Raw genomic sequence first — 24,409 nt, forward strand, 5'->3', positions numbered from 1 at the left:
TCCGTCCTATTGCGCTGGTGAAAGAGCTGGACGCGCCAACAGGGTTTTCGTCGCGGCGGCGACATCGTCCTGCCGCATCAGGCTCTCTCCGATCAGGAACGCGGCAATGCCGACCTTGTTCATCCGGTCCAGATCCGCCGGGGTGAACAACCCGGATTCTCCGACCACGATGCGGTCGTCCGGTACCTTGGGCGCCAGCTCCTCGCTGGTTTCCAGCCGGGTTTCGAAGGTCTTCAGGTTGCGGTTGTTGATGCCGATCATCGGAGAGGAAAGCTTCAGCGCGCGATCAAGCTCCTGACTGTCATGGACCTCCAGAAGCACGTCCATGCCCAGGTCGAACGCCGTGTCCTCGAGCCGCCTTGCGGTGTCGTCGTCCACCGCGGCGAGAATGATCAGGATACAGTCGCCACCCCAGGCGCGGGCCTCATAGACCTGGTAGGGATCGTAAAGGAAATCCTTGCGCAGCGCGGGCAGGGCGACGGCATCCCGGGCCGAAGTCAGATAGTCCGGCCTGCCCTGAAAGGAGGGCGCGTCGGTGAGAACGGACAGGCAGGCCGCTCCGCCGGCCTCATATGCCCTGGCCAGAAGCGGGGGATCGAAATCCTCCCGGATCAGGCCCTTGGACGGGCTTGCCTTCTTGATCTCCGCGATCAGTGCATAGTCGCCGGAGGCACATCTGGCCTCGATCGCCTTCAGGAAACCGCGCGGCGCGGAGACATCGTTCAGCCGGGCCTTGAGATCGGGCAGCGGCGTCGCGGATTTCGCAGCGGCGATTTCCTCGCGTTTATAGGCTTCAATTTTCTGGAGGATATCGGCCATGTTCTATCCGTTCGACGCTGCAACAAGCTTTTCAAGTGTGTCCGCCGCCGAGCCACTGTCAATGGATTGAGCAGCCTGCTCGACGCCGGTCTTCAAATCGCTCACCTTGTCCGCGACCAGCAGTGAGGCTGCGGCATTGAAGAGGACGATGTCGCGATAGGCATTCCGGGTTCCGGCCAGGACCTCACGCAGCGCCCTTGCGTTTTCCGCCGGCAGGCCGCCCTTCAGGTCCGCGGGATTGGCGATCGGCAGTCCGACATCCTGTGGCGAGATCTCGAACGATCTCAGCTCGCCGTCCCTGAGTTCGCTCACAAACGTTGGGCCGGTTGTCGTGATTTCATCCATGCCGTCGGAGCCATGCACGACCCAGGCTTTCCGGGACCCCAGCGCCTTCAGGGCTTCCGCAACCGGTTCCACCCATTTTCGGGCAAATACACCGACCAGCTGCCGGCTGACGCCCGCCGGATTGGACAGGGGCCCGAGCAGGTTGAAAATTGTCCGCGTGCCAAGTTCTACCCGGGTCGGACCGACATGTTTCATCGCCGCATGATGGAGCGGAGCGAACATGAAACCGATGCCGGCCTTGTGGAGGCAATCGGATATCTGTTCCGGACCAATGTCGATATTGACGCCAAGTTCCGCCAGGGCCTCGGCGGCGCCCGATTTCGACGACAGGGACCTGTTGCCGTGCTTGGCGACAGGCACGCCACAGCCGGCGACCACCAACGCGGTACAGGTCGAGATGTTGTAGCTGCCGGAATTGTCGCCACCGGTACCGACGATGTCGATGGCATCTTCCGGTGCCACCACCGGCAGCATCTTCGAGCGCATGGTGGCGACAGCGCCTGTGACCTCGGCGATGCTTTCGCCGCGCACGCGCAGCGCCATCAGGAAGCCGCCCAGTTGGGAGGGAGTGGCCGCACCGGACAGGATCACCTCGAAGGCTTCCCTGGCCTCGTCGAGGCTCAGGGCATGGCCGTCCGCGACCTTGGCGATCAGGTCCTTGAATGTGCTCATGAAGTCTGTCCACCCACTTCAGGTCAGTATTCGTTCAGTCCCAGAATCTGGCTGACTGCGGCGTTGTTGATTTCGACGCCCGCCTTGTTCTCGCGGTCCGTGATGAACTGGCCAAGCAGCGTGTCCGACAATTGCCGGGAAAGCTGGCCGCCGATACTTGCTGCCTGCGACGCGGCGGGGTCGAACTCCGGAACGGTCGAACCGGTGACTTTCAGGACCAGCCGTCCCGTGCCGTCGGCAGAAACGGTTTCCGCCGTCGTGCCGACCGGCCCGCCGAACACCGCTTCTATCGCCTCACGGCCCAGATCGCCGGACGGCGTATTGCGCTTGAGATCGGAAGCAGTCCGGGCCTCGAGCCCGGACTGCGCGGCAAGTGCGAAGAAGGGTGTTCCGGTTTCGGCCTTGGCGAGCAGATCCACGGCTGTGTCCTGAAGTCTGCTTGCAAGTTCGTCCCGCTTCCAGGCTTCGATCACATCCGCGCGGACCTCGTCCAGGGTGCGGTCGCGGGCAGGGATGACCTTGACCACGTCGTACCAGAGGAACCCCTGGCCACCCAGTTGCAGGACATCGTTCTCGATGCCGATATCGCTCTGGAAGGTTCCGGCGACCAGACCTTCGGCGTCCGGCAGGTCGATCGTTTCGCCCGCAACGCCGTTGCCCGACGCATCAAAGGCTGCCGGAGCATCGACCGGCAGCGAGAACCGCTCGCCGACCTCGTCAAGCAGCGCGCCACCGGCCCGGGCATCTTCGATCTCGTCGAGAAGATCGAGAATTTCCCGTTCTGCCTGTTCCGTCGCAAGGCTCTGGACGATGTCGTCCCGAACGTCCTCGAATGGCTGTGTGCTTTCCGGGAGAACTTCTTCCACATTCACGATCACGGTGGAGAACCGGCCGTCGACCTTACCACTGGTTGATCCCTCTTCCAGGGAGAAGGCGGCCTCTGCAATGGCTTCGTCCAGAAAGTCGGCCCGCGCCATGACACCCAGGGTCACATCGTTGGCGTTCAGATTGCGTTCGGCCATCAATTCGTCGAATGTCTTGCCGTTCGCCAGTGCCTCGGCCGCCTCATTGGCAGCTTCCTCGGACGGGAACGACATCTGGCGGATCTTGCGGCGCTCCGGCTGGTAGAAATCGTCCTGCCGGCGTTCATATTCGGAACGCGCATCCTCCGCAGCGATGTCGTCCGGGCGCGCAAGCGCATCCGACGTCAGCGCGACATACTTGATTTCCCGGAATTCAGGTGCCCGGAAGTCGGACAGGTTGTCTTCGAAATACGCCTTGAGAACCTCGTCGGAAGGATCTTCGATCTCGCCGATGGAATCCGGTGCGATCAAAAGATAATCCACCTTGCGGTTTTCGCCCTGAAAGGCATCGAAGGCTTCCACGTAGGCTGCAGGTGCCTTCATGCCGCCGGCGAGCCCCTCGGCCAGCTGGCCGCGTTCGGCGACCTTGCGGCGCTGGACCACATACTCGTCTTCACGGTAGCCGTTCGACTGCAGAACCTGCTGCAGCCTGTTCCTGTCGTAGCGTCCTCCGGGACCCTGGAAGGCAGGGTCGCTCTGGATGATCTGTGCCAGACGGTCATCGGAGACGCCGAGGTTCATCTGGTTGGCGGTGTCGTTCAGGGCGGCCTCCGCGACCAGCTTGCCGAGCGATTGCTGCAACAGGCCGAGCGTGGCGCCCTCTGCCGGGGTCAGCTGACGCCCGAACTGCTGGCTGACCCGGTTGAGATCCTGACGATAGGTCCGGTCCAGGTCGAAAAGGGAGACATCCGTGTCGCCGACCTTTGCCGCGGTGTTCTGGCCGACACCGGTCAGGAACCCGCTCACGCCCCAGACGGCGAAGCTGAAAATCAGCAGTGCGATGAAAATCTTGGCAAGCCAGGTGCCAGCGCCCTTGCGCAGCGCGTCGAGCATGACGTCTCCCGTATTCTTCTTATTCCAGCAGCCGCAAACAGGGCTGATCTCAGGGCCGGCCTTGCCGGAGCGGGCGGATCATAAAGAGGTGGTGCCGTGGCCGCAAGGCGGCATCGGTCAACTTCAGAGCCTAATTGCTTTTAGCCACTTACGGGACGATTGCAACGCCCCCGCGCTTCTGCTCTATAGGCAGCAAAATTCATATCATCTGCGGGAGAAACGGAACATGAGCGCCAGGATCAAACCGCTGGTGGCCGGTAACTGGAAAATGAACGGCCTGAAATCGAACCAGGCGGAGTTCTACAAGATGATCGCCGGAATTCCGGACGACCTTGCCGAATCCGTGGACGCCATGATCTGCGCACCGGCAACGCTCATCGCGGCGCTGGCCGACAAGGCCGGCAAGGGCGCGATGGCGGTCGGGGGACAGGATTGTCACGCCGAAGCCTCGGGCGCCCACACGGGTGACATATCGGCGGAAATGCTTGCCGATGCCGGCGCCAGCGCCGTGATCGTCGGACATTCGGAACGGCGGGCGGATCACGGCGAGACCGATTCGGACGTGAGAGCCAAGGCACAGGCGGCCTGGCGGGCGGGCCTTGTCGCGATCATCTGTGTCGGGGAGACCGAAACACAACGCAAGGCCGGAGACGCCGTCAGTGTTGTTGAACGGCAGCTGGAGGGATCCGTGCCGGATGGAGCCACAGCCGAAAACACGGTGATTGCCTATGAGCCTGTCTGGGCAATCGGCACCGGCCTGACCCCGACCGCGGGCGACGTTGCCGATATGCACAAGGCGATGCGGCAGGCCCTGGTGGGCCGCCTGGCCGATGCCGGCGGTTCCATGCGCCTGCTCTATGGAGGGTCGGTCAAGCCGGCGAATGCCGGAGAACTGATGGCGGTCAGCAATGTGGACGGTGCCCTGGTGGGCGGTGCCAGCCTCAAGGCGGACGACTTCCTTGGTATCCTGGACGCTTATTCACGGAGCTAGGATCCGGGCTGAATAGCGCGCAATCCGGCCCAACCCGAAGGACCCGGAAACGGCGGGCATCTTGCAGTGCCGCGTGCATGAGCGGGCAAACCTCGTGCAAGCGGCGCGCTACTGCGGATGGGCGGTTTGCCGCCATTAAACGGGTCCAGGTGAACGAGATACGCGCTCGGCTCTTGAAGCTTGTGTGACGAAGGCGCAATTGAAGGGTGGAAAGCTGGTGGCGTCTGGTGTAGAAGGCCGCCAATCTTGAATTCATACAGAATGGCATTCGATGGAAACCGTAGTCATCGTCATCCACCTGATGGTCGTGTTGGCCCTGGTGCTTGTTGTCCTCCTTCAGCGATCCGAAGGCGGCGCGCTTGGTATAGGCGGTGGCGGGGGTGGTGGCCTGATGTCCAGCCGGGGCACAGCGAACATTCTGACGCGCGCAACGGCGATCCTGGCGGTCGGATTTTTCGTGACGTCCCTGGCGCTCAGCCTGATCGCGAAGAACCAGGAACGTCCCGGATCCATTCTGGACGCGGTGCCCACTGCGACCCAGGGCGCTCCTGCGACCGGTGACACGCCGGCGGACAGCGGGACCGGCGGCATCCTCGATTCGCTGAAACAGCAGAGCCAACCTTCCGGACCCCAGGTCCCGGCCGCGCAGTAAGGCGGCCGAGAGGGCCGAACGGCCCGTTCATCCGACATATGCCCTGCGGCTGAACTCGCAGGGCATTTTTATGTGTTGAGAACGCAACTCCAGAGTGGCCAAGACGCCCTCGGCAAGAATATGGTATCGGTCCATGGCGCGATATATTTTCATCACTGGCGGCGTGGTCTCCTCGCTTGGTAAAGGTCTGGCTTCGGCGGCTCTGGGTGCATTGCTCCAGGCGCGTGGCTACAAGGTTCGACTGCGCAAGCTCGATCCCTATCTCAATGTCGATCCGGGCACCATGAGCCCGTATCAGCACGGCGAGTGCTTCGTCACCGACGACGGTGCCGAAACGGATCTCGACCTGGGGCATTACGAACGCTTCACCGGGCGGCCCGCCAACCAGCAGGACAACATCACCACCGGCCGGATCTACCAGGACATCATCGCCAAGGAACGGCGCGGCGATTACCTTGGCGGAACCGTTCAGGTCATTCCCCACGTGACCGATGCCATCAAGAATTTCGTTCTCGACGGCAATGAAGGCTATGACTTCGTGCTGGTGGAAATCGGCGGGACGGTCGGCGATATCGAGGGTCTGCCCTATTTCGAGGCGATCCGGCAGCTCGGCAACGATCTGCCGCGCGGCGACGTGGTTTATGTTCACCTGACCCTGATGCCCTATATTCCTAGTGCCGGGGAAATGAAGACCAAGCCGACCCAGCACTCGGTGAAAGAACTGCGTTCCATCGGCATCCAGCCCGACATCCTTATGATCCGCTGTGACCGGCCGATCCCGGAGACGGAAAAACGCAAGCTGTCGCTGTTCTGCAACGTGCGTGAAAGCGCGGTCATTCCGGCCTATGATGTGAAGTCGATCTACGACGTGCCGATCGCCTATCACAAGGAAGGTCTCGACGACGAAGTGCTGGCAGCCTTCGGCATCAAGGGCGCGCCCGCACCCACCCTCGACCGCTGGGAAGGCATTTCGGAAGCCGTTGCGAATCCCGAGGGCGAGGTCAAGATCGCGATTGTCGGCAAGTACACGGTGCTCAAGGATGCCTACAAGTCGCTGATCGAGGCGCTGGTCCATGGCGGTATCGCCAATCGGGTGAAGGTCGACTTCGAATGGATCGAATCGGAAACCTTCGAGAAGGAGGATCCGGGACCCTATCTGGAAGGCGTGCACGGCATTCTGGTGCCGGGCGGCTTCGGCGAACGCGGGTCGGAAGGTAAGATTGCCGCGGCGCATTTCGCCCGCACGCGCGAGATTCCCTATTTCGGCATCTGCTTCGGCATGCAGATGGCGGTTCTGGAAGCCGCCCGCAATCTTGCGGGCATCACGCAGGCCAACTCGACCGAATTCGGTCCGACGCCGGAACCGGTTGTTGGACTGATGACCGAATGGACCAAGGGCAATGCCAGGGAAGTCCGCGATTCGGAAGGCGATCTTGGCGGCACGATGCGGCTTGGCGCCTATCCCGCGGCCCTCAAGTCCGGCTCCCGGATCGCCGACATTTATGGCGCGACCCACATTTCCGAACGGCATCGTCACCGCTATGAAGTGAATATCGGCTACCGTGAGCAGCTCGAGAAATGCGGCCTGATCTTTGCCGGAACGTCTCCGGACGGCGTTCTGCCCGAAACGGTCGAAATCGCAAACCACCCCTGGTTTGTCGGTGTGCAATATCATCCGGAACTCAAGTCCCGTCCGTTCGAGCCACATCCGCTGTTCGCCTCGTTCATCGGTGCGGCTGTTCAGCAAAGCCGGCTCGTCTAGGGCGCCGGTGGCAGGCATTGGACGAGTAGGCATTGGACGAGAAGGCTGGGGACGAGAAGGCTGGGGACGAGAGGGCAGGGCCATGGTGCGCGGACTGGATCACGTTGTTGTAGCGGTGAACGATCACCAGGCCGCCGGTCGGGCGTTCGAGGAACTCGGTTTCACCGTGACCCCGGAAAACCGGCACGCCTGGGGAACTGCCAACCGGCTTGTCCAACTGGACGGGTTCTTCATCGAGCTCTTGAGTGTTGTCGAGCCCGAAAAGATTGTGGAGGCTTCCCCCGGGGTGTTTTCATTCGGTGCCTTCAACCGGGACTTTCTTGAAAAACGGCAAGGGGCCAGCATGCTGGTGCTGGACAGTTCCGGCGCTGAGCAGGACCGGTCCGACTTTCAGAAAGCCGGTCTCACGCTGTTCGAGCCGTTTTCCTTCGAGCGCATCGCCAATCTGCCGGACGGCTCAACCGCGAAGGTCGCCTTTGACCTGACCTTCGCCGAGAATCCTTTGAGCCCCGAAATCGGGTATTTCGCCTGCTGCAACCGCTATCCGGACAGTTTCTGGAAACCCGATTTCCAAAAACACCGGAACGGCGCGACGTCCGTTCGCGCGGTCTATCTGCTCGCCGAAGACCCTTCCGATCATCACGAATTTCTCGGCGGCTTTACCGGTCAGCGCGAAATGCGTGCCACCAGTCTCGGGCTGGAGATCGCCACGTCGCGGGGCAAGATTCATGTGGTGACGCCCCATGCCTACGAATCCCTTTTGGGACCGGACGCATTGGCCGGTGCCAGGGGCAGCCTGCCCAGGATCGCGGCTCTGGACGTGGCCTGCAAGGGGCTTGAACAACGCAGGACCGTGCCCGCCGACCGGCTGTCGGGCCTGACCCTGATCCTGTCTCCCGCGAATTAGTCAGGCTGCCCGATTTGGCAGCCCCGTATGGTCACCTTTTCAGCCCCCCTGGCTGGCCACCTTGTCTGGTCGCCTTGTCCGGCAAGCCGATCTGGCCGCCCGGTCTTTGCGTCTCGTCATGCCGCCCGTTGGGCCGAAGACGTGTCGTTTGACGGTCACTTCCATGTGAGAGGGTGTCCGGGATTGAAAATGCAGGTGAAATTCCCTTGTGAATTGAAAAACACGGGCACATTAGCCTCTTGTTGAATCATTCAGCCCTTTTATAGTGAGGCCAGGCACGCGCAGCGACCCGGCGGCCGGCCAGCGGAGTTTCATAATGCCCTTTTTGCGTTTCGTCTCGACGTCCCGTTTCCTTGCCCTTGCCGCGGTAACATCGGTTTTTCTGGCCGGTTGTTCCGATGACAGCAAGAAGCAAGCCGCGCCCAAAGCGCCGCCGCCATCCGTGACCGTGGCGAAAGTCAGCAGTCAGGATATTCGCCAAAGCACGCGATTCGTCGGTCAGATCGCCGCCGTCGATCAGGTGGACCTGGTTGCCCGCGTCAGCGGGTTTCTGGAAAAAAAAGCGGTTCCGGACGGATCGATCGTCAAAAAGGGTGATCTCCTGTTCACCATCGAGAAGGCGCAATATGAGGCCTCCCTGAACAAGGCGAAAGCCGATCTGGCAAGCGCGAAAGCCGACGCCGCCTTGAAGGCAGCCGACGAGAAACGTGACAAGGACCTTCTGGAAAAGGGCCATGTTTCGGAGGCCGCCTACGAAGCGACGCTCGCCCAGAAAGAGCAGGCGGATGCCTCGGTCGACGCGGCGGAAGCGGCGCAGGAGGAAGCCGAACTCAACCTCAGCTATACGGACGTCAAGGCGCCGTTTCCCGGCCAGATGGGCAAGACGACCTACAGTGTCGGCGAAGTGGTCGGCCCCGACACGCAGGCCCTCGCCAGGCTCATCCGGCTGGCCCCGGTCTATGTCAGTTTTTCGGTCAGCGAAGCCGAGTATCTCAACGCGGTGAAAACGCATGGCATCAATCCGGCAGACATCTCGCCGGAAAAATCTCCCGATATCAATCTGGTGCTGCCGAACGGGCAGCCCTACGGCGAAAAAGGCAAGATCGTCTACATCGACAATCAGGTCGATGCGGCCACCGGGACGATCTCCTTCCGCGGCCAGTTTGAAAACAGCGACACGCGGCTGCTGTCCGGAACCTATGTCACCGTTGTTCTGGAGGCGCCCAAGACCGAGACCGCTCTGATGGTGCCGCAGGCCGCGATACAGCGCGACCAGCAGGGCGCTTTCGCGCTGGCGATCACGGCCGACAAGAAGGTCGAGCAGAAATATGTCGAACTCGGCGCGCAGGTGGCGGCCAATTTTGTCGTCACCAAGGGACTGGACGACGGAACGGAAGTCATCGTGGAGGGCCTGCAGAAAGTGCGGCCAGGTGTCGTCGTGACACCGGTTCTTGCCACCAAGCCGGTGGAGTAAAGCCAGATGTTTTCCCGCTTTTTCATATACCGGCCGAAATTCGCGCTGGTGATCTCCATCGTGATCACGATCGCCGGGTTGCTCGGCTATGTGTCGCTGCCGGTCGAGCAGTTCCCGAACATCACACCACCGGTGGTGAATGTCGCGGCAACCTATACCGGTGCCAACGCGGAGGTGCTTGAGGAGACCGTCGCGGCCCCGATCGAGGGGCAGGTCAACGGCGTCGACGACATGCTCTACATGCAGTCGACGAGCAATGACAGCGGGACCTACTCCCTGAACGTGACCTTCGCGGTCGGCACCGATCCGGACATTGCCACGGTCAACACGCAGAACCGCGCCAATCAGGCGACCAGCCAGTTGCCCAGCGAAGTGACGGCCAATGGTGTGACCGTGCAGAAAGCCAGCACCAACATGCTGCTGGTGATCACGCTGTATTCGCCGAAGGGCACCTATGACGAGGTGTTCCTGTCCAACTACGCCTCGATCAATCTCAAGGACGCGCTGGCACGAGTGCCGGGCGTCGGCCGTGCCGACGTGATGACCGACTACGCCTATGGCATGCGCATCTGGCTGGACCCGGACCGGCTGGCGAGCCTCGGCATGGCCCCGAGCGACTTCATCGCGGCCGTGAAGGACCAGAACATCCAGGTTGCCGCCGGCCAGATCGGCGCACCGCCGGTTCCCGACGGGCAGCAGTTCCAGTATACGATCAAGGCCAAGGGCCGGCTGACGAGCGTGGAGGAATTCGAAAACATCATCCTGCGGACGGGAGACGACGGCGCAGTCGTCACCATCGGCGATGTCGCGCGGGTCGATCTGGGCGCGCAATTCTACAATGCGTCTGGCGAATTCAACGGTCAGGCGTCAACGGTTCTCGCCGTCTATCAGGCGCCCGGCGCGAACGCGCTTCAGGTGGCCGAGGATGTGCTGGCCCGTCTTGAGAGCCTGTCCAGCGTCTTTCCGGACGACCTGAAATACGGCGTTCCCTTCAACACCACGGATTTTGTCCAGGCCTCGCTCGACGACGTGATTGCCACCTTGTTCCTGACCTTCCTGCTCGTGGTCTCGGTGGTGTTCGTGTTTCTGGGAAACTGGCGGGCAACGATCATTCCGACAGTTGCCATTCCCGTTTCCCTGATCGGCACCTTCGCGATTCTGCTCGTGTTCGGCATGTCCTTGAACACGATTTCCCTGTTCGCGCTTGTGCTGGCCATCGGGATCGTGGTGGACGACGCCATCGTGGTCGTGGAAAACGTGGAACGCATCATTGCCGATGAGGGACTGCCGCCCAGGGAGGCAACCGCCAAGGCGATGGAGCAGATCACCAGCCCGGTGATCGCCACCACACTGGTGCTGCTGGCCGTGTTCGTGCCGACGATCTTCATGCCGGGGATCACGGGCGCGCTTTATTCCCAGTTCGCCGTCACCATATCCGTCTCGGTAGTCATTTCCTCCATCAACGCCCTGACGTTGTCACCCGCCCTGTGCGGGCTGATCCTGAAGGCCCGGTCCGGGCCGCCGCGCGGTATCATGGGCCTGTTCGACCGGGGCATCACCAATGTGCGCGATGGCTATACCGCCATCGTCAGGCGCCTGGTCCGGGTCGCCTTTGTCGGACTTGTGATCGTCGCCGGGGCGGTGGCGGTCATCATGTCGCTCGGAAGCACGCTGCCTCAGGGCTTTCTGCCTTCGGAAGACCAGGGATACCTGATGGTGGACGTGCAATTGCCGGATGGCTCGGCGCTGCAACGAACCGAAACCGTCACCGCCCGGGTCGTGGATCTGGCGAAAAAGACGGCGGGCGTCGAGAACCTGGTCGTCGTCAACGGGTACTCCATCCTGAACGGCGCGACCTCCTCGAACGCGGCTCTGGTGATCGCGACCATGTCCAACTGGGAAGACAGGCAGGCGCCGGATCTGCGGATCAATGCGATCCTCGCGAAGTTCTGGGCCGAGTTCTCGACCATCCCGGGTGCCAATATCATCGCCTTCAATCCGCCGCCGATCCCGGGTCTGGGCACCACCGGCGGCGTGCAGATGATGCTTCAGCAAAGCGAGGGCACGCCCCAGGATCTGGCATCCGCTGTCGGATCGATGGTCTATTCGGCCAATCAGAGTCCGGATATCGCACGGGCCTATTCGACCTTCCGGGCGAATGTGCCGCAGGTTTTCATCGATCTTGACCGGGACAAGGTCAAGTCGCTCGGCATCGATGTTGCTGATGTCTTTTCAACGCTGCAGGCCTATCTCGGCTCCTATTATATCAACGACTTCAACATTTTCGGCCGGGTCTACAAGGTCATGATCCAGGCCGACGGGGTCTTTCGCAACCAGGTCGGGGACATCGGACGGCTCTATGTCCGCGCGACGGATGGCACCATGGTGCCGATGCGCAGCGTCCTGACGACGGAAAACGTTCTCGGTCCGCAGATCCTGACCCGCTACAACATGTTCCGGTCCGCGGCGGTGATGGCCGATCCGGGGCCAGGCGCGTCCACAGGAGTGGTGATCAACGAAGTCGAGGCCGCGGCCGCTGAGGCGCTGCCACCCGGCTACAGCTATGAATGGACGGGCACGGCCCAGCAGCAGCTGGGGTCAGGCCAGATCGTCCTGTTCATCCTGCTGCTGTCGATCCTGTTCACCTATCTGTTCCTGGTGGCGCAATACGAGAGCTGGACCATGCCGGTCGCGATCCTGATGTCGGTGTCCTTCGCCATCATGGGCGCACTTGTGGCCGTGTTCGTGACCGGGGGCGACGTCAATCTCTATACGCAGATCGGCATGATCATGCTGGTCGGCATGGGCGCCAAAAACGCCATTCTGATCGTCGAATTCGCGATGGAACAGCGCGACAGTGGCATGTCTATTCGCGACTCCGCCATTGAAGCGGGGCATTTGCGCTTCAGGGCGGTGATGATGACCGCGCTGTCGTTCCTGCTCGGTGTCGTGCCGCTGATGACGGCCTCCAGCGCGGGCGCGGCGAGCCAGAAGGCCATCGGCTTCGCCGTCTTCGGCGGCATGCTGTTCGCCACCGTGATCGGCGTGATGATGATCCCGATCCTCTATGTCTGCCTGCAGTCGATGCGCGAAACGGTCAAGGGCTGGCTCGGCGGCACCAAACCCGCCACGGAAGAAGCGCCCGCCGTGTAATTCCAACCGCGTTTGGAGACTGTCCGGCAAGGAGCACGTCTCGTGCTATCTGGGTCATTTGTCAGGCCCTGCGGCGCGGCAGAACAGTCTCCAAGACGCGGCCACCGGAGGCTTGTTCCGGCCCGCCTATCAGCGGTGTGCAGCGCTCCTGGTCGGTGAACCGGGACTATGCCAGTAAACGGGGCCTATCAACTGCGCTCTGTCTGAGGCCGTTGCGAACCGGCCGGTCGCAGGTGAGCGGAATTTCAGGTCTGATGGCTGCCTGGCTTCCGCCGGATGGTGGCATGCGCGCACTAAACAGGGCGTGTCCCGCCACACCGGATGGGAGCAACACGCATCAATCCGCGCGCAGCTCAACCTGCGCTCGGCCCCGGGGCGGGTGCGTTTTCGGCAGGAGCCATCTGTCTGGAAAGGTCGTTGGAATAAATGGTGAGCCGACAGGGGTTCGAACCCTGGACCTACTGATTAAAAGTCAGTTGCTCTACCAGCTGAGCTATCGGCTCTCACCAAATTCCGGCGCGGGCGGGTGCGTTTTTTGGCAGCGCCGCCGCGTTGGTGGCGTGTGTTTAGGCCGACAGTGACGACAATGCAAGAGGCAAATACGATTTTTTCCAGAGAGCCGGGGAAAGGTGTTTTTCCTGCCGGGTGACCGCGCATTCACAGACTTGAAACCGGTTGCAAGCCGTGTCTTCCGAAATTATTCTTTAATAATAAAATACCGAACGTCAATAAAATCACTTACAACTCGAAATATGTTCGTGGATGCTAATCAACTTATTTCATTTTTAAGAAAATAAAGTTCGTTCTCCTGCAAAAACTGTCAGGTAGCGCAATAAAGCTTTGTGATGTAACGTTATCCCAAACATGAGAGGTTACATGCATACACCGACAATGGATCCACATTCGAGCTCCGTCGAGTTCGATTTCGTGAAAGGGCACATCGCGGCGACGATGACCCTGATTCACGGGCTGATCGATCAGGGTCTGATCGACCGGGAACGGCTGGACGCCTTTTTCGCAGCCTTCATCGGCGACCTTCCGCACAGCCGCGAAACGCTCGGCTTGCGGCTGATCATCGATCAATGGCGTCAGGGGTTGCGGGACGGCGATGCGGAAGATGAGCTGAAGGGGCAGATCTTCGAGGTCATCCGGGGTGGACGTACAAGCTAGGTCGCCGGATATGACCGGCCCTGGGGTGGGGGCCGGAGCATATTTGCGAGGCAGGGACGGGGCGCTGAGGCGCCTTTTTTGATTCCCGGGAGCAGGGCGACTTTGAGGGGCGGCTTTCAGGGTCGGCATTCCGGGCCGGTTTTCGGGCCGACTGCCAGTCATAACCGGTAATTTTGCTCACAATCACTTCATTCATGCGCTAATCGCGGGTGGTAATCTGGTCAAGGGCACGGGTGTTTGTTATCCGTTGTGAAGGCGGTGCCCTGGAACCGTCGGCGGAGGGAGCGAACATCGCCTTGGTCAACACATTGCCGAACCTGTTGCGCCCGGCCGTTCACCGGATCAGCGCGGTCGTGATGCCGAAGCCCCGGTGGCCGGTCCTGACGCTCCTGCTGTTGACAGCCGTTGTGGCCGGGTTCGACAGCAGCGCGCCAAGCCGGGCCGCCGACCAGCAATTTGTCACGATCGGCACCGGCGGTGTCACGGGCGTCTATTATCCCTCCGGGGGGGCCACCTGCAAGATTGTCAACGCCAGCCGGGCCGTGCACGGTGTCCGGTGCTCCGTGGAAACGACCTCCGGGTCAATCGACAACATCGACAAGATCCGCAGCGGCGAAATCGATTTCGGCTATGTCCAGTCGGATTGGCAGTCCCACGCCTATCACGGTACATCGGCGTTCGAGACAGCCGGACCGTTTTCAGACCTGCGATCGGTGTTTTCCCTGCACACGGAAGTTGCCACCGTCGTCGTCCGGCAGGACACCAGGTTCCGGTCCTTCGAGGACCTGAAACAGGCCCGGATCAGCGTGGGCAGCAAGGGGTCGGGGTCGGCTGCCTCCTGGCATGCCCTGATCAGCCAGCTGGGATGGACAGCCACTGATCAGGCAAACCTGTCCGGCCTGAAGACGTCCGAGCTGGCCGAAGCGCTCTGTTCGGGATCCGTCGATGCCTATTTCGTTCTGATCGGCCATCCGGCAGGATTGATCGAGGAGACGCAGGAAAAATGCGCCATCCGGCTGATCGGGATTGAAGGCGCGGCGGTGGACAGCCTGCTGGAAGAGACGTCCTACTACATGCCGGCCGTCATTCCCGCCGACCTCTACAATCTGGACGGCCCGGTCAATTCCTTCGGAGTGGTCGCGACATTCGTGACCTCCGCAAAGATGCCGGATGCCATCGTCAAGACCATGGTTCAGGCCCTGCTCGATCATTTCGACAGTTTCAAGCGCCTGCACCCGGCGCTGAGCAACCTGTCCCTGCGGGACATGGCCGGTCACGGCATGAGCGCACCGCTACATCCTGGCGCATTGACCTTGTATCGCGAATTGGGTCTAGTGCCCGCGGACGGCACGGACGGGTCCGACTGAGCCGAGCCCGAACCTCTCCAAATGGTGAGTGCATCGTGAGTTTGCCTCGGGACGCGAACAGACTAGAACCTGCGGTCTGACAGGATCCGTGATCCAAGCAACAACCGGAATTCAAATGATCCAGGACGTGACAATCATCGGCGCCGCGCTTGCCGGGGTTCTTTCATTCATCTCGCCTTGTGTGCTGCCGCTTGTGCCACCGTATCTCGGTTTTCTGGCGGGGGTCTCCCTGGAACAACTGGGCGGTGAGGGCGACGACCGCGGCGCGGCGAAGAGGCGGGTCTTTTTCAGCGCGGTGTTTTTCGTGCTGGGGTTTTCGACCGTGTTTGTCATGCTCGGCGCCACGGCAAGCTTTGCGGGCCAGTTCATTCGCGGTTATCTGGACCTGTTCAGCTATATCGCCGGTGCGGCCATCATCGTCATGGGGCTGCATTTTCTGGGCGTTTTCCGGATCGGCCTGCTCTACCGGGAAGCACGGGTCCATGTGGAGACCAAGCCGGCGGGGCCCCTTGGGGCCTATCTGATCGGGCTCGCCTTCGGGTTCGGCTGGACGCCCTGCGTCGGGCCTATTCTGGCGACCATTCTGTTCGTTGCCGGCTCCAAGGACACGGTCACTCAAGGCGCGCTTCTGTTGAGTGCCTATGCGCTCGGGCTCGGGATACCGTTCCTGATCGCAGCGCTTTTCGCAGGTCCGTTCCTGAATTTCATGAAACGGTTCCGCAAGCATATGGGACTGGTTGAAAAAGCCATGGGCGGTGTGCTCGTCGTGACCGGCGTCATGTTTCTGACCGGCCAGATGGCGGTTCTGTCCTACTGGTTGCTGGAAACCTTCCCGGCACTGCAAACCATCGGCTGACGCGGCTTCGCGTTCAAAATGCCGTGTCCCTGAACTGGGCAGCCGTCACGAGCGGGTCCCCGGCGTAAATGGCCGGCTGACAAAGCTCGGTAACATCCAGCAGATGCAGGCAGGCGATCGCCGCATCAGCGGCATTGGCGAACGGTCCGACCATCAGGGCAATGCCGCCCTCATCGGTCTGCCTGCCCATGAGCAGGGGACGGAGATCGCGCATGCGCTCGGCATTTTGCATCTTGAAATCGGCCCAGGCCTTGGCTGCTGCGGCGGTTGACCGGAAGTGCCCGATTATGGCGCCGAAATCGCTGCGTTTGAGGTGGACATCGCCGCCGCCTTTCAGTCGCCCGGCCGGACTGGACGGGGTGATGATTTTCGGTCGTTCGGTTGTCTGTGTCGGCGCCGCGTCGAATTCATCGGGAAGGGCCGCTTCCTGCAACGTGGGGATCGAGCCTGTCGAAGCGGGAGCGTCCGAGGTTGCAGGCAGCGGGACCCGCGGCAAGGCTACCGGCGCCTGCGGCACGATCCGAACCGGTGCGCTCGGGTCAATGGAACCTGCCGGAACCAGCTGTGTGGCGGCGCCGGTCCGGTAAAGATCGATCTGCCGCGGAGTGGACTTCTGCTGAGACCCGGCCATCACCGGGCTGGGCGCCGGCGCTTTTGCCGGTTGCGGTTTTCGGGCAGGGGTGTCTCGGCGCGCGCTCTCGGACATCTGCGCCGGCGCAGCCTTGGTAATGACGACACCGGGCCCCGGTTCGGTCGATTTGTCCCGATCCGCAGTCACGGACGCCGTTCCGGAGAGCCTGGCGAAGGCAACCTGTTTTTCAAGTGCGGCGATCCGACGGGAATAGGCTCCGTTCTGTTCCGAAAGAGCACTCAGGCGGCGGCGGAGGCCGACAAGCTCGCGTTGCAGGACCTCGATCTGGCCCTGGCTGATGTCGGAAGCGGGCATGCCCGGTGACGCCGGCGGGAGGCGCATCAACGCAATCGTGGCGCTGTCGCCCGCCGTTGCCGGCGTGGATGCGGTTGCCGCAACATCGCCAATGGGCGGCAGCGCAAGGCCGCCTGTTCCCGAGACCGGCGGCAGAAATGCCGCATGGTTGTAACTGAACTGATAGGAGGCCAGCCCGACGGTGCCCATGAAAACCGCGGCAAACGCCCACGACAACAGGCCGACGCGCGACGGCGTGAATGTATCCCGGACGATGTCCCGAATAGATTTTTGCGCCTGCCCTTTTGCCAAAGTCCCCGCTTCCCGAAACTGCCTGCGAATCTTACCAACGTTACCCTATCAGGGGCTGATTATGGTTAATGAAACGCAAACCGGAGCGCTTGTGCAGTCAGATCTTTCAATGTTCTGTGGATCGGGGCATATAGAGGCGCATTCGCGTCCGCGGTACCCCAAAAAATGACACTGGATCTTTCATGACAATGCGTTCCTGCCTTTCAATCGTCCTTGCCGCGGGGCTGGGAACCCGGATGAAGTCCGATCTTCCGAAGGTGATGCACGAGATTGGCGGATTGCCGCTCGTCGGTCATGTCGTCAAGGCACTCGAGCAGGCGGGGTCGGACCGGATTTCCGTCGTGACCGGTCCGGCAATGTCCGAACTCGAGGCGCTGGTGCATGACATCGCGCCCGGTGTGTCCTGTCACGTTCAGGAAGAACGGCTGGGCACGGCGCATGCGGCACTGGCGGCCAGACCGGCCCTGGAAACGGCAGCAGAGGACGTCCTCGTCCTGTTCGGCGATACGCCGCTGGTGACGGCCGAGACAATCGGCGCGGTTCGCAAGTCCCTGGAGGAGGGCGCGGATGTCGCCGTTCTCGGGTTCGAGACGCGTCACCCGTTCGGTTACGGCCGGTTGCTGACTAAAAACGGACGGCTGGTCGCGATCCGGGAGGAAAAGGACGCCACGGACGAGGAGCGCAGGATCACCTTGTGCAACTCGGGTATCATGGGGTTCCGCGGGTCTCAGGCACTGGCACTTCTGGAAGCGATCGGCAACGAAAACATCAAGGGCGAGTATTATCTGACCGACGCCGTGGAAATTGCGAATGCACGTGGCCTGACGGTCGTTGCGGTCGCGGGGGAGGAAGTGGAGACGCAGGGGATCAACACCCGTGCGCAACTTGCCTCCTGCGAGGCCGACTATCAGGCGCGCATGCGACGGGCAGCGCTGGAAAACGGCTGCACGCTCCTGGCGCCGGACACTGTTTTCTTTTCCCATGACACGCATCTGGAACCGGACGTGACGGTCGAACAGAATGTCGTGTTCGGCCCCGGGGTCCGGGTCTCCAAGGGGGCCCGCATTCGCGCATTCAGCCATCTTGAAGGCGCTGTTGTCGGTGAGGGCAGCGTCGTCGGTCCCTATGCGCGGTTGCGGCCGGGGGCGGTGCTGGGAGCCGAAACCCGGATCGGCAATTTCGTGGAAGTCAAGAACGCCACATTCGCTCCGGGGGCCAAAGCCAATCACCTCAGTTACATTGGCGATGCCAGTGTCGGGTCGAAGTCGAATATCGGGGCCGGCACCATTACCTGCAACTATGACGGTTTCCTGAAACACCGTACGGAAATCGGCGCAGGCAGCTTTGTCGGCTCCAGCTCGACGCTGGTGGCGCCGGTCAGTCTGGGAGACGACGTTTTCATTGCCGCCGGCAGCGTGATAACCGAGGACGTGCCGCACGGCGCGCTGGCGTTCGGACGCGCGCGGCAAGTGGTCAAGGACGGCAAGGCCGTGCAGCTCAAAACGCGACTCAAGTCGGCCAAGGAGGCTGCCAGGGAAGCCAAAGGGCAATCCGCCGGGGACGCAGCCAGGGACGCCAAATCCTGACGCCTCGGGGTCTTGTCACTTTCTGAAACAGGGATTGATTTCAGCTTGATCGCTTCTGTCGTCTAAAGCAGGGCGGCGTTCTGGAAAATTTTATCAAAGGGCATTTTTCATGTGTGGCATTGTTGGCGTGTTGGGTCGTACCGAAGTTGCCCCCCGCATTGTGGATTCTCTGAAACGCCTGGAATACCGGGGCTATGATTCCGCAGGGGTCGCCACGCTGGTGGACGGCGCGCTGGTGCGCCGCCGGGCCGAAGGCAAGCTTCGAAACCTGGAAGCCGCCCTTGAAAAAACGCCGCTGTCGGGAACCACCGGGATTGGCCACACGAGATGGGCGACCCATGGCGCGCCGACCGTTTCCAATGCCCATCCGCACCTGGCCGGTTCGGTGGCGGTGGTCCACAACGGCATCATCGAGAACTATCTGGAATTGCGCGATGAAATCGCCGGGGCAGGGGCCGTTCTGGGGACGGAAACGGACACGGAAGTCGTCGCCCACCTGATCAATCTGGCGCTGGAGCGCGGCAAGACGCCAAGGGAAGCCGTCGCGGACGTGCTGCCGCGCCTGAAGGGCGCTTTTGCGCTGGCCATTCTGTTCGCGGGCGAGGACGATCTGCTGATCGGCGCCCGCAAGGGATCGCCGCTCGCGATCGGGCACGGCGACGGGGAAATGTTCTTCGGCTCGGATGCGATCGCGCTGTCTCCCTTCACCGACCGGATTACCTATCTGGATGAGGGCGACTGGGCGGTGCTGAGCCATTCCGGCGCCAGCATCTTCGACGAGAACAACGTCCCCGTCGAGCGGCCCGAGGCGAAGTCCTCGGTGACGTCCAGCCTGATGGACAAGGGCAATTACAAGCATTTCATGGCCAAGGAAATCCATGAGCAACCCGAAGTGCTCGGCCATACGCTGTCGCGTTATTTCGACTACACGTCGAACCGGGCAAGCGTCGAGGACGCCGGAGCCCTCAGGTTCAAGGATCTGTCCAGGCTGATCATCACCGCTTGCGGCACGGCCTATCTCGCCGGTCTCGTCTCCAAGTACTGGTTCGAGAAATACGCGCGCCTGCCGGTTGAAATCGACATTGCCAGCGAGTTCCGCTACCGGGAGACCCCGGTCACGGACAAAGACACGGCGCTGTTCATTTCGCAGTCGGGCGAGACGGCGGACACTCTTGCCTCGCTGCGTTACTGCAAGGCGCACGGCGCCGCGATCGGGGCGATCGTGAATGTGCCTGAAAGCACGATCGCGCGTGAAGCCGACCAGATTTTCCCGACAATCGCCGGGCCGGAAATCGGCGTTGCCTCGACCAAGGCGTTTACTTGCCAGCTCGCGGTTCTGGCCGCGCTGGCCCTGCAGGCAGGCCGCGAAAGAGGCGTCTTGTCCGCGGAGCGGGAGCAGGAACTGGTCGCGGAACTGACCGAGGTTCCCAGTCTTGCGCTCAAGGCGCTAGCGGCGGAGGCGGAGATCGAGACCCTGTCTCAGCCGCTTTCCAAGGCCAGCAACGCCCTTTATCTCGGCCGGTCGACCAGTTTTCCGCTTGCCCTGGAAGGGGCGCTGAAACTGAAGGAACTGTCCTACATTCACGCCGAGGGATACGCGGCCGGGGAGTTGAAACACGGTCCGATCGCCCTGATCGACGAGAACATGCCGGTCTTCGTGATCGCGCCGTTCGATGCGATCTTCGAGAAAACCGTTTCCAACATGCAGGAAGTGGCGGCGCGCGGAGGCCGGATCGTGCTTATCACCGACGAACAGGGCGCGGCGGAGAGCGGCAACGCGGCCGAGAACATCGTGATAATGCCGAACATGTCCGACATCGTCGCCCCGATCATCTATGCCCTGCCGGTGCAGATGATCGCCTATCACACGGCCGTATTCATGGGGACGGACGTGGATCAGCCGCGCAATCTGGCAAAATCGGTCACGGTGGAATGACCCTGGCGGGCTGAGATGCGGCGCGACTGTGGGCTCGGGACGGGACCGGGAGCAAAATGCACCGGGCGACCGCCGGGAGGCGCACCTTATGGAAAGTCAGGACAGGACAGGTCAGGTCAGGACAAGATAGGCCAAGTCAGGGCAGGCGGGTTCAGGACTGGTCCGGGCTGTCGTCGGTCGAGCGGACGGGTGCGCCGGATGGACGGCTCAGCACGTAGGCCGCGCTTGCGGCGATAAACAGTCCGGCGACAACGGCCAGCCAGAGATCCGGCCGGACGGTGTAGATGAACATGCCGTACCCGAAGGCCATGCCGGAGACTGCCAGCGTCTTTGCCTTTCTGCCGATGGCACCGTGCTTGCGCCAGGCGACCACGGGCGGTCCGAATACGGGATGGCCGAGGATCCGGGCTTCCAGGGCGGGAGAGGACCTTGCAAAGCAGGCGGCCGCGAGGATGAAGAAGATCGTGCTGGGCAGCAGTGGCAGAATTGCGCCCAGAAAACCTATCCCGACACACCCGGCTCCCAAGAGTTTGAACGTGGTTCGCCGCAACACTGCCTCCGAAATCCGCATTTTTTGGGTAGATCGCTGAAAAATTAACCGAGCGAAGGATACCGCGGCGCGGTAAAAATGCTTATCTAACAGCGGTCCGTTGAATAGACGTGCACATATAGGGACTTCAGCCGGGTGTCGCCCATGAGCCGCAGCAAACATAAATCAGATGACACGCACAAGATAGGTCATCATAGGCCGGGTGCGGCAACGCGTCTTCGAAACTATTTTCTGACGGGGCTGGTGATCACCGGTCCGATCGGAATCACGTTGTGGCTGACGTGGACCTTCATCAAATGGGTCGACGGCTGGGTGAAACCGTTTGTGCCGAAGATCTACAATCCGGACACCTACCTGCCGTTTTCCGTGCCTGGCTTCGGGTTGATCGTGGCAATCTTCGTGCTGACGATCGTCGGCTTCCTGGCAGCCAACTTTCTTGGTCGCAGCCTCATATCCTTTGGCGAAAACGTCGTTGGAAGAATGCCGCTTGTTCGTAATATTTACAGCGGCTTGAAGCAAATATTTGAGACAGTACTTGATGAACGTGGCAGCAGTTTCAACAAGGCGGCCCTGATCGAATATCCGCGCAAGGGGCTCTGGGCAATCGTGTTCATTTCCACCGAGACAAAGGGGGAAGTGGCACGGCGTCTCGCCGACAGAGCTGAGACCATGTCCGTGTTTCTTCCTACAACGCCCAATCCGACTTCCGGGTTTCTCCTGTTCGTGCCCAAGGAGGAGATCGTCGAGCTGGACATGAGCGTCGAGGATGCCGCCAAGCTCGTCATCTCTGCGGGTCTGGTCAGCCCGAAACATCCCGAAACACTCAAGGACGCGATTGTTGATCCGCAGCAGTTGCAACGTGTCGCCGCCGACAAAAAGACCTGATCAGCCGGCTCTCAGCAGCCGGATAGCGGCGTCCCGGCCGAACAGATACAGCAGACAGCGCAGCGCCGTTCCGCGCGGAGAGGTCAGGTCGGGGTCTGTTTCCAGAATGAGCCGGGCATCGTCTCTGGCAACTTCCATCAGGTCCGCGTGATCCTCGGCGCGGGCGATCCGGAAGCCCGGCGTGCCCGACTGGCGGGTGCCGAGGATTTCACCGCCGCCGCGCAGTTTCAGATCCTCCTCCGCTATGAGGAAGCCGTCATTGGTCTCGCGCATGATGTTGAGCCGGGCGCCCGCAGTCTCACCGAGCGGTCCCTTGTATAGAAGGACGCAGGAGGACGTCTTGTCGCTGCGGCCGACGCGGCCCCGGAGCTGATGCAACTGTGCGAGCCCGAACCGCTCGGCATGTTCGATCACGATGATGGTGGCATCGGGAACGTCCACACCGACCTCGATGACGGTGGTGGCGACAAGAATCCTGGTCGTGCCGGATTTGAAGTCGCCCATTGCGGCATCCTTCTCCGCGGCGGTCATACGGCCGTGGACCAGCGAGACCTTTTGCCTGAAAACCTGTTCCAGGACCCGGTGCCGATCTTCCACCGCAGCGAGGTCGATTTTCTCCGATTCCTCGACCAGCGGGCACACCCAGTAAACTTTCTGTCCTTCGGCGATCGCCGCACCGACGCGGGAGATGATTTCCTCAAGACGGTCCAGGGACACCGAGACCGTGGCGATCGGTTTGCGGCCTGCCGGCTTGCCGGTCAGCCGGGAGACGTCCATGTCGCCGAAACACGTGAGTACCAGCGTGCGCGGAATCGGGGTTGCCGTCATGACCAGAACGTCGACGCCCTGGCCTTTTTCCGAAAGGGCCAGACGCTGATGCACCCCGAAGCGGTGCTGCTCGTCGACCACCACCAGCCCGAGGTTCCGGAAGGTGACGGTTCCCTGAAACAGGGCGTGTGTGCCGACCACAAGGTCGATCTCGCCGGCGTCGATCTGCGCCTGGCGGGCGCGCCGCTCCTTCTGGGTGTCCTTGCCGGTCATCAGGGCCAGGCGGATGCCGGCCTTGTCGCACAGGGGGGCGAGGGAGGCGTAGTGCTGACGGGCAAGGATCTCGGTCGGTGCCATCAGCGCGCCTTGCGCGCCGGTTTCGATCACCTGTGCCAGCGCGGCAAGGGCAACCACGGTCTTGCCCGCGCCGACATCGCCCTGAAGTAGACGGAGCATGCGCACCGGCCTGGCAAGATCCTCGTTGATTTCCTCAATAGCCCCGACCTGACTGTCCGTGAGCTGGAAGGGTAGGGCGGAGATGACCGCCCGCTGCAGGTCTCCCGTCGGACGGCGGGCAATTCCGCCAAGTGTGCGCATGTGAGCCCGGACCATTGCGAGGGCCAACTGACTTGCCAGCAGTTCATCATAGGCAAGGCGTTGCAGATACGGCGAGTCCGGGTCCAGATCCTGCCGTTCCGCCGGTGCGTGAACCGTCTTCAGGGCCTCGGCGAAATCCGGCCAGCCGGTCTGGTGCAGATAGGCATCGTTCAGCCATTCCGGCAATCGCGGAATACGGCCCACCGCGGCGCGAACGGCCTTTTGCAGGGTCTTGGAGGTAAGTCCGGCGGTCAGCGGATAGACCGGTTCGACCGCCGGCATCTCGGCGGCTTCCTCCGGGGCGAGCGCATAGTCGGGATGCACCATCTGCGGCCGGTCATGGAACCATTCGACCTTTCCCGAAACGATCCGCCGGGCCCCTTCCGGAAAGGTCTTTTCCAGCCAGTCGCGGCGTGGATGAAAGAACACGAACGTAATCTCGCCGGTGTCGTCATGCGCGCTGATGCGGTAGGGCGCCCTGGAACTTCCAGGCGGCGCCATATGGCGGCCGACAATGACATCGAGCGTGACGATGTCGCCGTTTTCCGAATAGGCGATTCCGGGCCGGTGACGGCGGTCGATCAGGCTGTGGGGGAGGTGGAACAGGAGATCGGCGACGGTGGCATCCCGGTCGGGCTGGCTTCCGACCAGCGCCGAAACCAGCTTGGCGATCTTCGGTCCGATGCCGGGGAGGGTCGAGACCGGGGCAAAAAGGGGATCGAGGACCGGAGGGCGCATGGTCGGCTGGGAAACCTTGATGGGATCG

At 61.8% G+C, this 24,409-nt stretch carries 18 protein-coding genes and 1 tRNA gene; 12 read left to right on the forward strand and 7 right to left on the reverse strand.

Features of this window, described 5'->3' with window-relative positions:
* Positions 1-6: 6 nt before the first annotated feature.
* From trpC to WNZ15_RS21630, 3 genes are read right to left on the reverse strand one after another with little or no spacing between them, the layout of a single operon-like run.
* Entirely contained in the window at positions 7-819 is an 813-nt protein-coding gene (trpC, locus tag WNZ15_RS21620; protein WP_342895103.1) for an indole-3-glycerol phosphate synthase TrpC, read from the reverse strand.
* A 3-nt stretch (positions 820-822) separates the two neighbouring features.
* The gene (gene trpD, locus WNZ15_RS21625) at positions 823-1,836 is read right to left on the reverse strand and encodes an anthranilate phosphoribosyltransferase (RefSeq protein WP_342895104.1); all 1,014 of its coding nucleotides are present in this window, start codon (positions 1,834-1,836) and stop codon (positions 823-825) included.
* Between the two features lie 23 nt (positions 1,837-1,859).
* Positions 1,860-3,752: a SurA N-terminal domain-containing protein gene (locus WNZ15_RS21630; RefSeq protein ID WP_342895105.1), complete on the reverse strand. Its 1,893-nt coding sequence runs from the start codon at positions 3,750-3,752 to the stop codon at positions 1,860-1,862.
* Between the two features lie 226 nt (positions 3,753-3,978).
* Between WNZ15_RS21630 and tpiA the strand changes: the two genes are divergently transcribed.
* From tpiA to WNZ15_RS21660, 6 genes are all read left to right on the forward strand, one after another.
* Positions 3,979-4,743 carry a triose-phosphate isomerase gene (tpiA, locus tag WNZ15_RS21635; protein WP_342895106.1) on the forward strand — a complete coding sequence of 255 codons (765 nt, stop codon included), beginning with the start codon at positions 3,979-3,981 and terminating at the stop codon, positions 4,741-4,743.
* Positions 4,744-5,014: 271 nt separating this feature from the next.
* A complete protein-coding gene (gene secG, locus WNZ15_RS21640) occupies positions 5,015-5,395 on the forward strand; it encodes a preprotein translocase subunit SecG (RefSeq protein WP_342895107.1) in 381 nt (126 codons plus the stop codon).
* Positions 5,396-5,528: 133 nt separating this feature from the next.
* The gene (locus WNZ15_RS21645) at positions 5,529-7,157 is read left to right on the forward strand and encodes a CTP synthase (protein WP_342895108.1); all 1,629 of its coding nucleotides are present in this window, start codon (positions 5,529-5,531) and stop codon (positions 7,155-7,157) included.
* Positions 7,158-7,239: 82 nt separating this feature from the next.
* Positions 7,240-8,064 (forward strand): VOC family protein, encoded by an 825-nt coding sequence (locus WNZ15_RS21650; RefSeq protein ID WP_342895109.1) that lies wholly within the window; start codon positions 7,240-7,242, stop codon positions 8,062-8,064.
* A gap of 316 nt (positions 8,065-8,380) precedes the next feature.
* Positions 8,381-9,538, forward strand: coding sequence for an efflux RND transporter periplasmic adaptor subunit (locus WNZ15_RS21655; RefSeq protein WP_342895110.1), 1,158 nt, complete (start codon positions 8,381-8,383; stop codon positions 9,536-9,538).
* Between the two features lie 6 nt (positions 9,539-9,544).
* Positions 9,545-12,691: a multidrug efflux RND transporter permease subunit gene (locus tag WNZ15_RS21660; protein ID WP_342895111.1), complete on the forward strand. Its 3,147-nt coding sequence runs from the start codon at positions 9,545-9,547 to the stop codon at positions 12,689-12,691.
* A 427-nt stretch (positions 12,692-13,118) separates the two neighbouring features.
* Here the strand turns inward: WNZ15_RS21660 and WNZ15_RS21665 are convergent.
* A tRNA-Lys gene (locus tag WNZ15_RS21665) sits at positions 13,119-13,194 on the reverse strand.
* 373 nt (positions 13,195-13,567) lie between these two features.
* Between WNZ15_RS21665 and WNZ15_RS21670 the strand changes: the two genes are divergently transcribed.
* From WNZ15_RS21670 to WNZ15_RS21680, 3 genes are all read left to right on the forward strand, one after another.
* Entirely contained in the window at positions 13,568-13,861 is a 294-nt protein-coding gene (locus WNZ15_RS21670; protein WP_342895112.1) for a hypothetical protein, read from the forward strand.
* 296 nt (positions 13,862-14,157) lie between these two features.
* Positions 14,158-15,228 carry a TAXI family TRAP transporter solute-binding subunit gene (locus tag WNZ15_RS21675; protein ID WP_342895113.1) on the forward strand — a complete coding sequence of 357 codons (1,071 nt, stop codon included), beginning with the start codon at positions 14,158-14,160 and terminating at the stop codon, positions 15,226-15,228.
* Positions 15,229-15,343: 115 nt separating this feature from the next.
* On the forward strand, positions 15,344-16,084 hold the full coding sequence (locus tag WNZ15_RS21680) for a cytochrome c biogenesis protein CcdA (protein WP_342895114.1): 741 nt from the start codon (positions 15,344-15,346) through the stop codon (positions 16,082-16,084).
* Between the two features lie 13 nt (positions 16,085-16,097).
* On the opposite strand, the gene WNZ15_RS21685 is transcribed toward WNZ15_RS21680, so the two are convergent.
* The gene (locus WNZ15_RS21685) at positions 16,098-17,321 is read right to left on the reverse strand and encodes a hypothetical protein (protein WP_342895115.1); all 1,224 of its coding nucleotides are present in this window, start codon (positions 17,319-17,321) and stop codon (positions 16,098-16,100) included.
* Positions 17,322-17,503: 182 nt separating this feature from the next.
* On the opposite strand from WNZ15_RS21685, the gene glmU reads away from it, so the two are divergent.
* Together glmU and glmS are read left to right on the forward strand one after the other, a co-directional pair.
* Positions 17,504-18,907, forward strand: a complete 1,404-nt coding sequence (glmU, locus tag WNZ15_RS21690; RefSeq protein WP_342895116.1) for a bifunctional UDP-N-acetylglucosamine diphosphorylase/glucosamine-1-phosphate N-acetyltransferase GlmU — start codon at positions 17,504-17,506, stop codon at positions 18,905-18,907.
* Positions 18,908-19,016: 109 nt separating this feature from the next.
* Complete coding sequence (gene glmS, locus WNZ15_RS21695) at positions 19,017-20,843, forward strand: glutamine--fructose-6-phosphate transaminase (isomerizing) (RefSeq protein ID WP_342895117.1); 1,827 nt, start codon at positions 19,017-19,019, stop codon at positions 20,841-20,843.
* Between the two features lie 151 nt (positions 20,844-20,994).
* Here glmS and WNZ15_RS21700 read toward each other — a convergent pair whose 3' ends face one another.
* Positions 20,995-21,396: a YbaN family protein gene (locus WNZ15_RS21700; RefSeq protein WP_342895118.1), complete on the reverse strand. Its 402-nt coding sequence runs from the start codon at positions 21,394-21,396 to the stop codon at positions 20,995-20,997.
* 141 nt (positions 21,397-21,537) lie between these two features.
* Between WNZ15_RS21700 and WNZ15_RS21705 the strand changes: the two genes are divergently transcribed.
* Positions 21,538-22,278 (forward strand): DUF502 domain-containing protein, encoded by a 741-nt coding sequence (locus WNZ15_RS21705; RefSeq protein ID WP_342895119.1) that lies wholly within the window; start codon positions 21,538-21,540, stop codon positions 22,276-22,278.
* On the opposite strand, the gene recG is transcribed toward WNZ15_RS21705, so the two are convergent.
* On the reverse strand, positions 22,279-24,381 hold the full coding sequence (gene recG, locus WNZ15_RS21710; RefSeq protein ID WP_342895120.1) for an ATP-dependent DNA helicase RecG: 2,103 nt from the start codon (positions 24,379-24,381) through the stop codon (positions 22,279-22,281).
* Positions 24,382-24,409: the final 28 nt, after the last annotated feature.

It is taken from the genome of Roseibium sp. AS2 (genome assembly GCF_038900065.1).
Taxonomy (GTDB): Bacteria; Pseudomonadota; Alphaproteobacteria; order Rhizobiales; family Stappiaceae; genus Roseibium.